Annotated in this window: 11 protein-coding genes; all 11 read right to left on the bottom strand. The window is 72.3% G+C overall.

Features of this window, described 5'->3' with window-relative positions:
• Positions 1-16: 16 nt before the first annotated feature.
• The gene (gene ffh, locus ACGWYL_RS13595) at positions 17-1,597 is read right to left on the bottom strand and encodes a signal recognition particle protein (protein WP_179424435.1); all 1,581 of its coding nucleotides are present in this window, start codon (positions 1,595-1,597) and stop codon (positions 17-19) included.
• 26 nt (positions 1,598-1,623) lie between these two features.
• The gene (locus tag ACGWYL_RS13590) at positions 1,624-3,933 is read right to left on the bottom strand and encodes a [protein-PII] uridylyltransferase (protein ID WP_395487447.1); all 2,310 of its coding nucleotides are present in this window, start codon (positions 3,931-3,933) and stop codon (positions 1,624-1,626) included.
• On the bottom strand, positions 3,867-4,205 hold the full coding sequence (locus ACGWYL_RS13585) for a P-II family nitrogen regulator (protein WP_179424437.1): 339 nt from the start codon (positions 4,203-4,205) through the stop codon (positions 3,867-3,869). The genes ACGWYL_RS13590 and ACGWYL_RS13585 overlap by 67 nt, the downstream gene beginning before the upstream one ends.
• Before the next feature lie 19 nt (positions 4,206-4,224).
• Positions 4,225-5,484: an ammonium transporter gene (locus tag ACGWYL_RS13580; protein ID WP_179424438.1), complete on the bottom strand. Its 1,260-nt coding sequence runs from the start codon at positions 5,482-5,484 to the stop codon at positions 4,225-4,227.
• A gap of 106 nt (positions 5,485-5,590) precedes the next feature.
• Positions 5,591-6,748 carry a signal recognition particle-docking protein FtsY gene (gene ftsY / locus ACGWYL_RS13575; protein WP_179424439.1) on the bottom strand — a complete coding sequence of 386 codons (1,158 nt, stop codon included), beginning with the start codon at positions 6,746-6,748 and terminating at the stop codon, positions 5,591-5,593.
• On the bottom strand, positions 6,745-8,346 hold the full coding sequence (gene cydC, locus ACGWYL_RS13570) for a thiol reductant ABC exporter subunit CydC (protein WP_395487446.1): 1,602 nt from the start codon (positions 8,344-8,346) through the stop codon (positions 6,745-6,747). The genes ftsY and cydC overlap by 4 nt, the downstream gene beginning before the upstream one ends.
• The gene (gene cydD, locus ACGWYL_RS13565; protein ID WP_395487445.1) at positions 8,343-9,938 is read right to left on the bottom strand and encodes a thiol reductant ABC exporter subunit CydD; all 1,596 of its coding nucleotides are present in this window, start codon (positions 9,936-9,938) and stop codon (positions 8,343-8,345) included. Before cydD ends, cydC begins: the two co-directional genes overlap by 4 nt.
• Positions 9,935-10,930 carry a cytochrome d ubiquinol oxidase subunit II gene (cydB, locus tag ACGWYL_RS13560; RefSeq protein WP_179424442.1) on the bottom strand — a complete coding sequence of 332 codons (996 nt, stop codon included), beginning with the start codon at positions 10,928-10,930 and terminating at the stop codon, positions 9,935-9,937. Before cydB ends, cydD begins: the two co-directional genes overlap by 4 nt.
• 11 nt (positions 10,931-10,941) lie before the next feature.
• The gene (locus ACGWYL_RS13555; protein WP_179424443.1) at positions 10,942-12,372 is read right to left on the bottom strand and encodes a cytochrome ubiquinol oxidase subunit I; all 1,431 of its coding nucleotides are present in this window, start codon (positions 12,370-12,372) and stop codon (positions 10,942-10,944) included.
• Positions 12,373-12,454: 82 nt separating this feature from the next.
• Positions 12,455-12,880, bottom strand: coding sequence for a thioesterase family protein (locus ACGWYL_RS13550; RefSeq protein WP_179424444.1), 426 nt, complete (start codon positions 12,878-12,880; stop codon positions 12,455-12,457).
• Complete coding sequence (gene smc / locus ACGWYL_RS13545) at positions 12,877-16,431, bottom strand: chromosome segregation protein SMC (RefSeq protein ID WP_395487444.1); 3,555 nt, start codon at positions 16,429-16,431, stop codon at positions 12,877-12,879. Before smc ends, ACGWYL_RS13550 begins: the two co-directional genes overlap by 4 nt.
• Between the last annotated feature and the right edge of the window lie 8 nt (positions 16,432-16,439).

The raw sequence follows: 16,439 nt of genomic DNA, 5'->3' as shown, positions 1-16,439 counted from the left end.
GCGGGCGCCCGTCGCGTCAGAGCAGGTCGCGCAGCTCCTTGGGCAGCTCGAAGTCGTCGGCCGCGGCGTTCTGGTCGAACCCGAACGCGCCGGCACCGGCGGGCTTCGCGGGCTCGGCCTTCGCGGCCGCCGCGCGCTTGGCCGGGTTGCCCGACACGCGCTTGCCCTTCTTCTTGTTGGCCTGCTTCGGCTGCTTGGCGCCGGCGCGCTTGCCGGCTCCCATGCCGGGCATCCCGGGCATGCCGCCCATTCCCGGCATGCCGCCACCCTTCGCCATCCGCTGCATCATCTTGGCGGCCTCGAAGAAGCGGGTGACGAGCTGGTTGACGTCGCTGACCTGCGTGCCCGAGCCACGAGCGATCCGGGCGCGGCGCGAGCCGTCGATGATCTTGGGGTTGTCGCGCTCGGCAGGCGTCATCGAGCGGATGATCGCCTTGATCTTGTCGATGTCCTTCTCGTCGAAGTTCGCGAGCTGGTCCTTGAACTGGCCCATGCCCGGCAGCATCCCGAGCATCTTCGTCATCGACCCCATCTTCGACAGGGCCTCCATCTGCTGGAGGAAGTCGCCCAGGGTGAACGAGCCGCCGGCGACCTTCTCGGCCGCCTGCGCGGCCTGGTCGGCGTCGAAGACCTTCTCGGCCTGCTCGATGAGCGTCATGACGTCGCCCATGTCGAGGATGCGCGAGGCCATGCGGTCGGGGTGGAAGACGTCGAACTCGTCGAGCTTCTCGCCCGTGGAGGCGAACATGATCGGGCGGCCCGTGACCGAGCGCACCGAGAGCGCGGCGCCGCCGCGGGCGTCGCCGTCGAGCTTGGACAGCACGACGCCGGTGAAGTCGACGCCCTCGAGGAAGGCCTCGGCGGTGCCGACGGCGTCCTGACCGATCATCGCGTCGATGACGAACAGCACCTCGTCGGGCTGCGTGGCCTCGCGGATGTCGCGTGCCTGCTTCATCAGCTCGGCGTCGATCGCGAGGCGGCCGGCGGTGTCGATCACGACGACGTCGTGCAGCGAGCGCTTCGCCTCGGCGACGGCGTCGCGGGCGACCTGGACCGGGTCGCCGATGCTCTGGGTGCCCGACTGGGTCTGGGCGGCGCCGACGTTGCCGGCCTCGGGGGCGAAGACCGTGACGCCAGCCTGCTCGCCGACGACCTTCAGCTGCGTGACGGCGTTCGGGCGCTGGAGGTCGGCCGCGACCAGCATCGGCGAGTGACCCTGGGCCTTGAGCCAGCGACCCAGCTTGCCCGCGAGGGTGGTCTTGCCCGCGCCCTGGAGGCCGGCCAGCATGATGACGGTCGGCGGGTTCTTCGCGAACCGGATGCGACGCGTCTCGCCGCCGAGGATGCGGACGAGCTCGTCGTTGACGATCTTGATGACCTGCTGGGCCGGGTTGAGCGCCTGGCTCACCTCGGCGCCGCGGGCGCGCTCCTTGACGTTGGCGATGAACTCGCGGACGACGGGCACGGCGACGTCGGCGTCGAGCAGGGCGACGCGGATCTCACGCGCGACGGCGTCGATGTCGGCGTCGGACAGCTTGCCCTTGCCGCGGAGTCCCTTGAATGCCGACTGGAGCCGGTCCTGCAGCGAATCGAACATAGGTCCCCAGAGTAGCCGAGCACCCGTCAGGCGAGAGCGTCGCTCACCGCAGTCCGCAGGACCTGTGCCGCATCGTCGTCCAGGGCGGCGCCGTCGTCGTCCGTCACGTAGAACACGTCGCGCGCCTCGTCGCCGTACGTGGACAGGTGGGCCGAGCGGATGTGGTGCCCCAGCGCGGAGATCGTGCGGCACACCGTCCACACCAGCCCGCGCCGGTCGAGCGTGCGGACCTGCAGCAGCGTGGCCGACTGCTCGTGCGTGTCCAGCACGGCGATCCGCGGCTCGTACTCGTCGCGCTCGAGCCGGTAGACCAGCCGCTGGGCGAGGTCCTGCCGGCCCTGCAGCACCGGACGGATCCGCTCGGCCAGTGCGGTGGCGTCGATCGACGCCCGCGTGACCTCCCAGAGGCTGGCGGCCACGTCGTCGGCCGTGATGCTGCGGCACGAGCGGATGTCGAGCCCGGCCACGGTGAGCGCGCCGGCGAGGTCGGCCAGGACGCCCTGCCGGTCGGGCACGACGATCGTGACGAGCGAGCCGTCGTGGTGCGCGGTCGCGGTGAGCCGCAGGTCGGCGTCCGGCATCGTGAGGTCGGGCAGCGGCACGTGGGCCGGCCAGCCGGCGTAGTCGTCCGAGGGCGGCGTGGTCGTGCCGCGCAGCCGCGCGCGCACCTTGCCCGCCAGCCCCTCGACGAGGCTGCGCCGCCAGTCGCTCCAGGCCGAGGCGCTCGTCGCGCGGGCGTCGCAGGCGGTGAGGGCGGACAGCAGGTCGAGCGCGTCCTCGTCCGGGACGAACTCGGCCACGTTGGTCACCGTGACGGGGTCCTCGATGTCGCGCCGCGTGGCGATCGTGGGCAGCAGCAGATGTCGTCGGACGAGCCAGCCGATGGTCTCGGCGTCGTGGTCGCCGAAGCCCCAGCGCCGCGCGACGGCCTCCGCCATCGGCTCCCCCACCTCGCTGTGGTCGCCTGGCGCGCCCTTGCCGATGTCGTGGAGCAGGCAGGCCACCGCCAGCACGTCGGGGCGGGCGACGTCGCGGTTGAGCTCGTCGGCGTTCACGACGGCCTCGAGGCTGTGCCGGTCGACCGTGAACCGATGGATCGGCGAGGAGGAGCCCCGCAGCCGGATGCCGGCCCACTCGGGGAAGAACGGGTCGACGAGCCCGGCGAAGTCCAGCTGGAGCCACACCGGCACGAGCCGGCGCCCCGCGGAGAGCAGGTCGATCAGCCAGCGGTGCGTCGTGGCCGGGAGCGGACCCTCCGGCCAGCTGATCTCGCGCGCCATCCGGTCGAGCGAGGCCTGGTTGATCGGCAGGTTCCGGCGCGCGGCGGTGGCGGCGACGCGGAAGAGCAGCTCGGGGTCGGTCCGCGGCGTGGCGTCGGCCGTCAGGACGATCTCGCCGTCGAGGACGCCGACACCGCTGACGATCCGCTCGATCACCGGGCCGCGGCTGCCGATCGAGCGGTACGGGTTGCGGTCGGTCTCGTCGAGGCGGCGCCACGCGCGCGCCGTGAGGTGGTCGAGCCGGCGCCCCACGTCGCGCACGTGCACGTCGAGGTCGGTCGGCGACAGGTCGAGCCGCGCGGCGATGTCGGGCACCAGCTCGGGCACGAGCTTGTCCGTGCGCTTCCCGGCGACCTCGTGCAGGAGGTCACGCACGTCGAGCAGGTCGGCGGTCAGCTGGGCGACCTCGCGGGCGGGGACGTCGACGAGCCACGTCGCGGCGATCGCCCGCAACAGGACGGCGTCGCGCAGCCCTCCCCCGGAGGCCTTCAGGTCGGGCACCGCCTCGTAGGCCAGCTGGCCCGAGCGCTCGAGGCGCGCGTCGCGGTCCGTGCGCACGGCCGCCAGCTGGCGCCGGGCGTCGCGCCGCCAGCCCGCCATCACGGTGGAGCGCATCGCCACCACCGCGGCGGCGTCACCGGCCACGCAGCGCGCGTCGACGACGCCGATCGCGACGCGGTGGTCCGCCGCGGCCAGCCGCTCCATCTCGTCGAGCGACCTCACCGCGGGGTCGAGCGGGACGTTCGCCTCCCACAGCCGGCCCCAGAGGTCGGCCGCGCGGGCGTCGACGTCGGCCGGGTCGAGATGGTCGGAGTGGACCAGGACCACGTCGACGTCGCTGTGCGGCGACAGCTGCGAGCGGCCGTAGCCGCCGATGGCCGCCAGGGCCAGGCCGGTCTCGACGTCCCCGGCCACCGCGGCGAACGAGTCGCGCAGCAGCCGGTCCGTCTCCTCCGCCCGGCCCCGGCGAGCCCGGTCGAGCTCCTCGTTCAGAGCGCCGCTTCGTCCGTCTCGCCGGTGCGGACCCGGACGACCGACTCGACCGGGACGACCCACACCTTGCCGTCGCCGATCTTGCCCGTCTGGGCAGCCGACGTGATCGTGGCGACGACGCCCTCGACGTCGGCATCGTCCACGACGACCTCGAGGCGGATCTTCGGCACGAGCGAGACGTCGTACTCGGCGCCTCGGTAGACCTCGGTGTGGCCCTTCTGCTGGCCGTAGCCGCTGGCCTCCGTCACGGTCATCCCGGCCACGCCGGAGGCGGCGAGCGCCTCGCGGACCTCTTCCCACTTGTGCGGCTTGATCACCGCGGTCACGAGCTTCATACGATCATTCTCTCCGTTCTCAGAAGCTGGATCCGGTGGACCCGGCGATGTCGTAGGCGGACTCTCCGTGCTCGGCGAAGTCGATGCCGGTCGTGGCCTCGTCCTCGTCGTCCACACGCCACCCGATCGTGTGCTTGATGGCCAGCGCGATGAGCGTGGTGAAGACCGTGGTCCACACGACGGCGATCACGACGGCCATGGTCTGGTCGACCAGCGAGCCGAGCCCGCCGCCGTAGAGGAGGCCGTCGATGCCGCCCGGGGCGTCGGAGGTGCTGAGCAGGCCGATCAGCAGCGTGCCCACGAGACCGCCGACGAGGTGGACGCCGACCACGTCGAGCGAGTCGTCGAGGCCCCAGCGGAACTTCAGGCCCACCGCCCAGGCACACAGGGCACCGGAGATCGCGCCGATGGCGATGGCACCGACGATGCTGACCGCGCCGGCGGCCGGCGTGATCGCGACGAGGCCGGCGACGATGCCCGAGGCCGCGCCGAGCGAGGTGGCCTTGCCGTGCAGCAGACGCTCCACCGCGAGCCAGGCCAGGATCGCGGCCATCGTGGCGACGGTGGTGTTCATGAAGGTCACGCCCGTCTCGGACATGAACTGCGCCGTGTCCTTGGCGCCGCCGTCGCCCTCGGTGAAGACGATCGAGCCGACGTTGAAGCCGTACCAGCCGAACCAGAGCAGCGCCGCGCCCATCATCGTGAGGGGCAGGTTGTGCGGGCGCATCTGCTCACGCGGCCAGCCGATCCGCTTGCCGATGATCAGCGCGAGGATGCCGCCCGCGATGCCCGCGTTGATGTGCACGACCGTTCCGCCGGCGTAGTCCTGCGCCGGGAAGTGCTCGTGGATGAAGCCGCCGCCCCACACCATGTGGGCGATCGGGAAGTACGAGAACGTCACCCACAGCGGCAGGAAGACCAGCCAGGCCGAGAACTTCACGCGGTCGGCGATCGCGCCGGAGATGAGCGCCGCGGTGATGATCGCGAAGGTCATCTGGAACGCGACGGCGATGTATCCGTCCCAGGCGACGCCGTCGAGGCCGAACAGCTCGAAGGGGCTGGCGAAGAAGCCGCCCACGCTCTTCGAGCCGAAGGACATCGACCAGCCCCACAGGACGTAGACGAGTCCCACGACGGCCGCGGCCGCGTAGGACATCATCATCATGTTGAGGACCGAGCGGGCTCGGGTCATGCCGCCGTAGAACAGGGCGAGCGCGGGCACGGTCATGAAGAGCACCATGGCCGTGGCCATGAGCATCCAGGCGTAGTAACCATCCATGGCCCTCACTGTGGCCGTCGACGGTTTCGCGGAGCCTCCCGCGACATGTCATCTTCGTTTCGACATCCCGCGTCGTGTTACGCGCAGGTTTCGCGGCGTGCGGACCTCAGTCGAGGAGCGCGTCGACGAAGTCCGCCGGCTCGAACGGCGCGAGGTCGTCGGGACCCTCGCCGAGGCCGACGAACTTCACGGGCACGCCGAGCTCGCGCTGCACGGCGATGACGATGCCGCCCTTCGCGGTGCCGTCGAGCTTCGTCAGGACGATGCCGGTGACGTCGACGACCTCGCCGAAGACGCGAGCCTGCGTGAGGCCGTTCTGGCCGGTGGTGGCATCGATGACGAGCAGCACCTCGGTGACGGGGGCCTGCTTCTCCACGACGCGCTTGACCTTGCCGAGCTCGTCCATGAGGCCGGACTTGGTGTGCAGGCGGCCGGCGGTGTCGACGAGGACCACGTCCGCCCCGGTCGTGATGCCCTCCTTCACCGCCTCGAAGCCCACGCTGGCGGGATCGGCGCCCTCGTCACCACGGACGATCGGCACGCCCACGCGGGCGCCCCACGTCTCGAGCTGGTCGGCGGCGGCGGCGCGGAACGTGTCGGCGGCGCCGAGCAGGACGGTGCGGTCCTCGGCGACGAGCACGCGGGCGAGGCGGCCGACCGTGGTGGTCTTGCCGGTGCCGTTGACGCCCACGACGAGCACGACGCCGGGCACGCCGTCGTCACCCGTGCTGCGCAGCGTGCGGTCGAGCGAGGGCCCGACGAGGCCGAGCAGCTCCTCGCGGAGCACCTGCTTGGCGCGCTCGGGGTCCTTGACGCCCTCGGCGGCCAGGCGGGCACGCAGGTTCGTGACCAGCTCGGTGGTGGGACCCACGCCGACGTCGGCCGCCAGCAGGGTGTCCTCGATCTCCTCCCACTGGTCCTCGGTGAGGTCGCCGCCGCCCAGCAGGGACAGCAGGCCGCGGCCCAGGCTCGACTGCGAGCGCGAGAGGCGCGAGCGCAGCCGCGACAGACGCCCGCGCGGCGCCTCGGGACGCTCGATCGTGGGAGCCGGCGGCTCCTCCTCGAGGACGCCGGCCTCGAGCTCCTCGACCTCGTCGAGGTCGACCTCGCGCAGCTCGGGGTGCTCGATCTCGCGCTCGGTCAGCTCGTCCATCACGTCCGGCGGCGGGAGCTCCCGGCGCTGGTTCGCGATGAGGTACGCCAGGCCGCCACCGAGGACGACGACGGCGACGGCGATCAGGACGACAAGGGTCGTGGTGGTCACGGGTCCACCCTAGACAAGCGGACGACGTCGTCGAACCGGGCCAGCACGGCCGGGCTGTGCGAGATCACCACGAGGCTGCGTCCCCCGGGACCCGCGAGGGCCAGGACGTCGTCCATGAGCGCCGCGGCGGTGGGCGCGTCGAGGTGCTCGGTGGGCTCGTCGAGCACCAGCACCCGGTGGTCGGCCAGCAGCAGGCGCGCGAGGCACAGGCGCTGGCGCTCGCCCCCCGAGAGCCGGCCGCCGTGCTCACCCACCGGCGTGTCGAGGCCCTGGGGCATCGCGTCGACCGCCGTCAGCAGCCCGGCGGCGTCGAGCGCGGCGCGCAGGCGCTGGTCGTCCGCGTCCGGGTCGGCGATCCGCAGGTTCTCGCGGATCGACGTGTCGAACACGGCGTCGTCCTGCCCGAGGTAGCCGATGCGCGAGCGCACGTCGGCCGCCGTGAGCTCGCTCGTGCCGACCCCGCCCAGCGTGATGGCGCCGTGCCAGGTGGGCAGCAGCCGCAGCAAGGCGTAGGCGAGCGTGGACTTGCCGACGCCGCTCGGTCCGGTGACCGCGATCGTGCCGCCCTCGTCGACCTTGAACGAGACGGGCCGGGTCACCGGTCCGTCCCAGCCCACCGTGACCTCGTCGACCACCAGCACGGACGACGTCGGGAGCGTTCGCGGCGAGCCCGGGTCCGTCACGGGCTGCGGGAGGTCGCCGAGCGCGGCGAGCCGGGCCGCGGCCGCGGTGACCTCGGGACGCAGCCGCTCGGCCTCGGACCAGCCGTCCCAGGGCTCGATCAGCGCGATCGGCGCCAGCAGGACGACGCCCACCAGCACGGGATCGACCCCGCCCGACCACGCCGCCAGGACGGCGACGGTGAGGCCGGCGACGGCGAGCACGACCGCCGAGCCCAGGCCGGCGACGCTCGCTCCGCCGGATTGGGCCGACTGCGCGTCGCGCGTCGCGGACGCTGCGGTCTCACGAGCCCGGTCCGCTGCGCCGAAGGCGACGAGCTCCCGGGCCGCGACCGCAGAGGCGGCGACCTCGGCCGACAGGCGGCCTTGGGCCTCGGAGCGGCCACTGCGTGACGCCCCGACCAGCGCGACGGCTCGTCGCAGGGCCAGCGCGCAGACCGCGACGCCGACGGCGATCACGAGTCCGGACCTCAGGTCGATGGCCGCCACGACCCCGACGACGACCGCCGTGGCGGCCAGACCGACCCACCACGGGATCCGCAGTCGCAGCAGCCGGTCCTGGAGCCGGGCGACATCGGCGACGACGCGGCTGACGAGGTCGCCTCGACGCAGGTCGCCGAGTCCGGCGGGAGCGACGCGGTCGAGATCGGTGTAGGTCGCCACCCGCTGCTCCACCGCGTCGGCGAGCGCGACGTCGTGCGTGGCGAGGCGCTCGACGTAGCGCAGCACCGAGCGCGAGATGCCGAAGAAGCGCACCGACACGATCGCGACCATGAGGTAGAGCACGGGAGGCTGCTCGGCGGCGCGGACGATGAGCCACGCCGAGGCGAGCAGCAGGCCCACGGCGGTCAGCTGCGCGGCCACGCCAGTGGCGAGGCCGAAGCCCAGGCGCGTGCGACGCGAGTACGTGCGGCTCATGCGGCCACCTCCACGACCCGGTCGGCCGCCGCCACGGTCTCGGGTCGGTGGGTCACCACGATGACGGTGGCCCCCGAGTCGCGCAGCGCCGCCAGGACGGTGGCCTCGTGCCGGGCGTCGAGGCCGGCCGTGGGCTCGTCGAGCAGGACCAGCCAGGCACCGGACCGCCGCGCCCGCAGCAGGGCGCGAGCCACCGCGACCCGGCGCCGCTCCCCCGCCGACAGGTCGGTCGTGCCCTCGCGGACGACGCGGTCGAGACCGAGGTCGAGTCCGGCGTCCAGCGCGGCCGACGCGATCTCCTCACGGGAGGCGCCGGGCTGGCCCAGCGCGACGTTGTCGGCGAGCGTCCCGGCGACGAGGTGCGGCGTCTGCGGCACCCACGCGACCGACTCGCGCCACGCGGTGACGTCGAGGTCGGCGAGCGGGGTGCCCCCGACCGACACCTCGCCGGCGTCGAGCCGCTCGAACCCGAGCAGCACGTCCAGCAGCGTGGACTTGCCGCCGCCGGAGCGTCCGACCACCGCGAGGAACTCCCCCGGCTCGACCGTCAGGTCGTCCACCGCGAGCGACGTGGCCGTGCGCCCGGGGTGGGTCAGCCGCGCGGCGCGGACGGCGATGGGCGCGGGACCGGCGGGCGGCGCCAGCGTGCCCTCGTGCCGCTCGTGGTCGAGCAGGTCGAGCAGCTCGGCCGTGGCGGTCGCGCCCTCGGTGCTGTCGTGGAACATCGTTCCCACGCGCCGGACCGGCAGGTACGCCTCGGGGGCCAACAGGAGCACGAACATCGCGGCGCGCAGCTCGAGGTGTCCCTCGACGACCCTCAGGCCCACGCTCACGGCCACGAGCGCCACCGAGATCGTCGCGATGAGCTCGAGCACCAGGGACGAGAGGAACGCGAGACGCAGCGCGCGCATCGTCTCGAGGCGGTGTCGGTCGCCGACCTCGCGGAGGCCGCGCTCCTGGCGGCGGCCGAAGACCTTCAGCACGACGAGCCCGTCGAGCACGTCGGTGAAGTGCCGGGCCAGCCGCTCCATCGCGGCCCAGCGACGCTCCACGCGGTCGCGGGTCAGCACGCCGACGAGCCACATGAACACGCCGATCAGCGGCAGCGTGACGACGATGATGACCGCCGAGAGCAGGTCGGTCCAGGCGATGACCGCGACGACCGCGGTGGGCACGATGACCGCGAGCGCGAGCTGGGGCAGGAACCTCCCGACGTAGCCGTCGAAGGCGTCCATGCCGGGGCCCAGCAGCGCGACGAGGCGACCGCTCTCGGGTCGCGCTCCGACGCGGCGGGGGTCCAGCAGGTCGTCGACGACCTCGGACCGGAGCTCGGCCTTCACGCGGATCGCGGCGCGCTCGCTCACGACGCCGTGGGCCCACGCGATCGCGGCCCGCAGGCCGAACGCCGCCGCGATGACGAGCGGGAGCAGCAGCACCTCACGACCGTCGAAGCGACGGGACACGACCTCGGCGATGCACCACGAGACGCCGATGATGAGCACGGCGGTGAGCGCGCCCAGGGCCACCGACCACACCAGGTGGGTGCGGACGGTGGCCGAGCGGCGGACCAGCCGGGGGTCGAGAGGTCTCACGCCGGGATGTGCTGCACGCCGATGCGCTTGCGGAACACCCAGTACGACCACGACTGGTAGATCAGCACGATGGGCGTGAACGCCACCGCGACCCACGTCATGATCTTCAGGGTGTACGGCGTCGACGACGCGTTCTCGGTGGTGAGGCTGAACGCCGGGTCGAGCGTCGACGGCATGACGTCGGGGAACAGCGAGACGAACAGCATGATGACGACGCCCGCGATCGCGACGGCCGTGCCGACGAAGGCCCAGCCGTCCCGCTCGGCGTGGCTCGCGGCCAGCGCCCCGAGGAACGCCACCGCGGCGACCGCGCCGATGATCCAGACGGCCGGGTCGCCGTCGCGCGCGGCCGTCCAGCCGATGAAGGCCACGGCGAGGAGCGCGGCGACGACGCCGACCCGCTGGGCGAACGCGTGGGCCCGCACCCGGATGTCGCCGACGGTCTTGAGCGCCACGAAGATCGCGCCGTGCGTCAGGAAGACCGCGGTGGTCATGACCCCGCCGAGCAGCGCGTACGGGTTCAGCAGGTTGAAGAAGCCGCCCACGTACTCGTGCGACTCGTTCAGCGGCACGCCGCGGGCGATGTTGGCGAACGCCACGCCCCACAGCAGCGCGGGGAGGAACGAGCCGACGATGATCGCCCAGTCCCAGCGGTCGCGCCAGGCCTGGTGCTCGCGCAGCCCGCGGTACTCGAACGCGACCCCGCGGATGATCAGCGCCACGAGGATGAGGAACAGCGGCAGGTAGAACCCGCTGAACAGCGTGGCGTACCACTCGGGGAAGGCGGCGAACAGCGCGCCGCCGCCGACGATGAGCCACACCTCGTTGCCGTCCCACACGGGACCGATCGTGTTGACGAGGACGCGGCGCTCCTTCTCGTCCTTGGCCAGCAGGCCGACGAGCATGCCGACCCCGAAGTCGAAGCCCTCCAGGACGAAGTACCCGACGAACAGGAAGGCGATCAGGATGAACCAGACGGTGGTGAGTTCCATGGCGGGTCTCCTCAGTACGCGAACGCCAGCGGGCGGTCGGAGTCGTCGTCGTGCCGGGGCGGGTTCGCGTCGGGCAGGCCCTTGCCGATGTAGCGCAGCAGCAGCTTGACCTCCACCACGGCCAGTGCGCCGTACAGCAGCGTGAAGCCGATCATCGAGGTCCAGACCTGCGCGGCGGACACCGACGGCGAGACGCCGGCCTCGGTGGGCATCAGGCCGAACACGACCCAGGGCTGGCGGCCCATCTCGGTGAAGATCCAGCCGAACGAGTTGGCGAACAGCGGCAGCAGGGGCAGCACGATCGCGGTCGCCAGCAGCCAGCGGGTGGAGCGGGCACCCTGCCGGGGCAGCCGGCCCTTGCGCAGGGTCCACAGGATCCAGGCGCTCGCGGCCATCGCGGCGAAGCCCAGGCCCATCATGAGGCGGAAGCTCCAGTACGTGACCGGGATGTTCGGCGAGAAGTCGGTGAGGCCGGAGTCGGCGTAGGTCTCGGCGTACTCGGCGTTGAGCGAGTTGATGCCGCGCACCTCGCCGTCGAAGCTGCCGGTGGCCAGCTGGGACAGCAGGCACGGCACCTCGAGGCTCCACAGCGGCTTCGAGCCGTCGAGGGTGCCGATCGTGAAGACCGAGAACGGCGCGCACTCGTCGGCGTCCTCGTAGAGCGCCTCGGCGGCGGCCATCTTCATCGGCTGGACCTCGGTCATGACCTTGCCCTGGATGTCGCCCGTGATGACGACCCCGATGCCGGCGATCAGCAGCGTGATGGCGCCGAGTCGCGCGGCGCCGCGGAAGGCATCGGCGTCACGCTCGGGCCGGCGGATCAGGTGCCACATCGCCACGGCCGCCACGAAGCCGCCGCCGACCATGAACGCGGCGAACAGGGTGTGCGGCACGGTGATCAGCGCGACCTTGTTCGTCAGCACCGCCATGAAGTCGGTCAGCTCGGCCCGTCCGCGCTCGGCGTTCATCGTGTAGCCGACCGGGTTCTGCATGAACGAGTTCGCGGCCAGGATGAAGTAGGCCGAGAGCGCCGTCCCGATCGCGGCGATCCAGATCGTCATGAGGTGCAGGCCGGGCTTGAGCCGGTCCCAGCCGAAGATCCACAGGCCCAGGAACGTCGACTCGAGGAAGAACGCGAGCAGACCCTCGATGGCCAGTGGGGCGCCGAAGATGTCGCCGACGAAGCGGCTGTAGCTGCTCCAGTTCATGCCGAACTGGAACTCCTGCACGATGCCGGTGACGATCCCCATCGCGAAGTTGATGAGGAAGAGCTTGCCGAACAGGCGGGTCAGCCGGAGCCACTGCTCGTTCCCGGTCCGCCACCACACGGTCTGCATGATCGCCACGAGGAACGCCAGGCTGATCGTCATCGGGACGAACAGGAAGTGGTAGACGGTCGTGATGCCGAACTGCCACCGGGCGAGGTCGAGTGCTGTGTCCACACGGGTCCTTCCGACGTCAGGTCACTCCGTTGTGACCTGCCTGCCCGTGATGCTAGGAGCCCAGAGGGTCAGGGATCGCGGTTCAGACAGCGCTTGTGACAGTTGTCACAAGCGGCTCGAGCACCGTCCGGATCTCGTCGGGCACCGGGGTGACCGTGCGGTCCTCCCCCGTCACGTAGACGTGCACGAAGCGGCCGATCGCGGCGGGCTCGGGGTCCTCGCCCTGGTACAGGCCGATCTCGTAGACGACGCTCGAGGTGCCCAGCCTCGTCACCGCCAGACGCGCCTCGACGTCGAGCGGGAATCGCAGCTCGCGCTTGAACTGGCACGAGGTCTCCGCGACGATCCCGTACGCCGGCAGCCGCCGGATGTCGACCCCGGTCTCGCGGATGAGGTAGCCGTTCACGGCGGTGTCGAAGTACGAGTAGTACTTCACGTTGTTGACGTGGCCGTAGACGTCCTCGTCCTCCCACCGCGTGGTGATCGTGTAGGTGCCGGGGCGGCTCATGCGGACTCCTCCTCGCGCAGGCGCTGGCTGATGACGGCCGAGACGCCGTCGCCGCGCATCGTGACGCCGTAGAGGGCGTCGCAGACCTCCATCGTGCGCTTCTGGTGGGTGATGACGATGAGCTGCGAGTTGGCGCGCAGCTCCTCGTAGATCTCGAGCAGGCGCCCGAGGTTGGTGTCGTCGAGCGCGGCCTCGACCTCGTCGAGGATGTAGAACGGGCTGGGCCGGGCCTTGAACAGCGACACCAGGAACGCGACGGCCACGAGCGAGCGCTCGCCGCCCGACAGCAGCGACAGTCGCTTGACCTTCTTGCCGGGTGGGCGCGCTTCCACGTCGATGCCGGTGGAGAGCATGTCGGACGGGTCGGTGAGCACGAGGCGCCCCTCGCCGCCGGGGAACAGCCGCGAGAACACGTCGTTGAACTCGCGCTCGACGTCGGTCCAGGCCTCGGTGAACACCTGCTCGACCTTCGCGTCGACCTCCTGGACGATCTCGAGCAGGTCCTCGCGTGTCTTCCTCAGGTCGTCGAGCTGCTCGGAGAGGAACTGGTGGCGCTCCTCCAGCGCGGAGAACTCCTCCAGCGCCAGCGGGTTCACCTTGCCCAGCATCGCGAGCTCGCGCTCGGCGGTCTTGAGGCGCTTGGACTGCTCGGCGCGGTCGAACGGGATGGGCTCGATCTGGCCGGACTCGTCGGCCTGTCCCTCGACGCCGATCGGCAGCACCATCTGGTCGGGGCCGTACTCGGCGACCAGGGTGTCGGGCTCGATGCCGAGCTCCTCGAGCGCACGCTCCTGCAGGCTCTCGAGGCGCAGTCGCAGCTGGGCGCGCGCCATCTCGTCCTTGTGCACGGAGTCGGTGAGGCCCTCGAGGTCGGACGACAGTCCGCGGACCGTGGAGCGGGCCTCCTTGAGGCGCTGGTCGCGGTCGGCGCGGGAGTGCTCGATCTCGACGCGGGTGCGCGTGGCCTCGGCGTACGACTCCTCGAGGCGCTGCAGCGTGGTCTCGGCGGCACGCAGCACCGCCGTGGCGGTCTCGGCCTCGCGGCGGCGACGCTCGGCGCGCAGTCGGGCGCGCTCGCGGGCCTCGCGCTCGGCCTCGGCGGCCTCGAGCAGGGACTGGACCTGGGCACCCAGCGCCTTCGCGCGCTCCTCGGCGGTGCGCAGCGCCAGGCGCGCGTCGGTCTCGGCGCGGCGGGCGCCCGAGGCGGCCTCGGCGAGGCGCTCCATCTCGGTGGTGTCGGGCTCGACGTCCGGGGCCTCCTCGGCCGCGGTCAGTCGCTCCTCGAGCTCGGAGAGGCCGGCGACGTCGCGGTCGCGGGCCTCCTCGGCGGCCACGATCGAGGCCTGGAGGCGCTCGGCCTCGGCGGCGGCCGACCGGCTGGTGGTGCCCAGCTGGGCCAGCTTCTCGGCGACGGCGGACATCGAGGCGTCGGACTCGTGCAGGCGCGCCAGCGCGGCGTCCACCCGGTCCTGCGCGGCCTCCGCCGCGGTCTTGGCCTTCTCGGACTCGAAGCGCAGGGTCTCCAGCTCGCGACCGGTGCGCTCGATCGTCTCGGTGGCCTCGTCGATCGCGGCGGTGACCTCGATCAGGCTGGGCGCCGAGCTGGACCCGCCCTCGGCGAAGTGGGCGCCGACGCGGTCGCCGTCGGCGGTGACGGCAGTGACGTCGGGCAGTGAGGCGACGAGCTGCTTCGCGGCGGCGAGGCCGTCGACGACCGCGACCTTGTGCAGCAGCCGGCGCAGCGAGCCGCGCAGCTCGGCCGGCGCCTCGACGAGCGACTCGGCGTAGACCGCGCCGTCGGGCAGCGCGGGCCAGTCGTCGGTGGAGACGTCGCCCGAGCCCAGCAGCAGGCCGGCACGGCCGAGGTCCTCCTCACGCAGCAGGTGCAGGGCGTCGATCGCGGAGTCGACCCGGTCGACGGCGACGGCCTCGGAGGCCGAGCCGAGGGCGGCGCCGACGGCGGCCTCGTGACCGCCGCGCACCGTGATGAGCGCCGCGACGGAGCCCAGCAGGCCGTTGAGGCGGTCGGACGCGGCCAGCAGGGCGCCCGAGCCGTCCTTGCGGTTGAGGCCCAGCTCGAGGGCCTCCTTGCGCGCCGTGGCGGTGGCCACGCGGCGCTCGAGCTCGTCGCGCTTCGTGGTGAGCTCGGCGACGGCGGCCTCGGCCACCGACAGCGTCTCCTCGGCGGCCTCGAGCTCCTCGTCGAGCCCGGACTCGCCGGCGCTCAGCCCGGCGATCGTGCTCTCGAGGGCGCTGAACTCGCGCTGCGACTCGTCGGCGCGCTGGCGGGCCTCGGCCTGGGCGGCGGTGAGGCGCCCGATCTCCTCGTCGGCGGCAGCGGCACGGCTCTTGAGCCCGTTGACCTGGCCGTGCAGCCGGGCGAGGCCCTCGCGACGGTCGGCGGCGGCGCGCAGCAGGCCGGCGATGCGGCGCTCCTCGGTGGAGTACGCCTCCTCGGCCTCGCCGCGACCGGCGATCGTGGCCCGCAGCGCCTCGGCGGACGTGGCGACGTCGGCCTCCAGCTCGACGAGCCGCTCCTGGGCGCGACGGGCGTCGGCCTCGAGCTCCTCGGGATCGCGGCCGTCGACCCGGTCCGAGGAGTCGTCGGCAGCCAGGCGGATGCGGTCGCGGGCGACGTTCGCGGTGCCGTGGAACCGCTCACGCAGGCTGCCGAGGGCGTAGACGGTCTCCTGTGCACGGGTGAGCAGCGGGGCGTCGGCGGCGAGCGCCTGCTCGAGCTCGGCCTCGACGGTGCGGGCGTCGGCGAGCGCTTTCTCGACCTCCTCGCGACGGGCGCGCAGCGCGTTCTCGTCGGCGAGCTCGGTCTCGATCGTGGTGCGCGCCGCGACGATGTCGTCGGCCAGCAGGCGGGCCCGGGCGTCGCGCACGGTGGCCTGGATGCCGGCGGCGCGACGCGCGACCTCGGCCTGGCGGCCGAGTGGCTTGAGCTGGCGGCGCAGCTCGGTGAGCACGTCGTTGAGGCGCGTGAGGTTGTCCTGCGTGGCGTCGAGCTTGCGGAGCGCCTTCTCCTTGCGCTTGCGGTGCTTGAGGACGCCCGCGGCCTCCTCGACGAAGCCGCGGCGCTCTTCGGGCGTGGCCCGCAGCACCGAGTCGAGCTGGCCCTGACCGACGATCACGTGCATCTCGCGGCCGATGCCGGAATCGCTCAGCAGCTCCTGGACGTCGAGCAGGCGGCACGTGTTGCCGTTGATCGCGTACTCGGACCCGCCGCTGCGGAACATCGTGCGGCTGATCGTGACCTCGGCGTACTCGATCGGCAGCGCGCCGTCGGAGTTGTCGATCGTGAGGACGACCTCGGCGCGGCCCAGGGGCGCGCGGCCGGCGGTGCCGGCGAAGATGACGTCCTCCATCTTGCCGCCACGCAGCGTCTTGGCGCCCTGCTCGCCCATGACCCACGAGAGGGCGTCGACGACATTGGACTTGCCGGAGCCGTTGGGGCCGACCACTGCGGTGATGCCCGGCTCGAGCGCCAGCGTCGTCGACGAGGCGAAGGACTTGAATCCCCGCAGCGTGAGGGTCTTCAGATACACGCGGCCAG

Source organism: Aeromicrobium sp. JJY06 (assembly GCF_044069275.1).
GTDB classification, from domain to species: Bacteria; Actinomycetota; Actinomycetes; order Propionibacteriales; family Nocardioidaceae; genus Aeromicrobium; species Aeromicrobium tamlense.
This window is presented reverse-complemented; position numbering and strand designations above follow the sequence as displayed.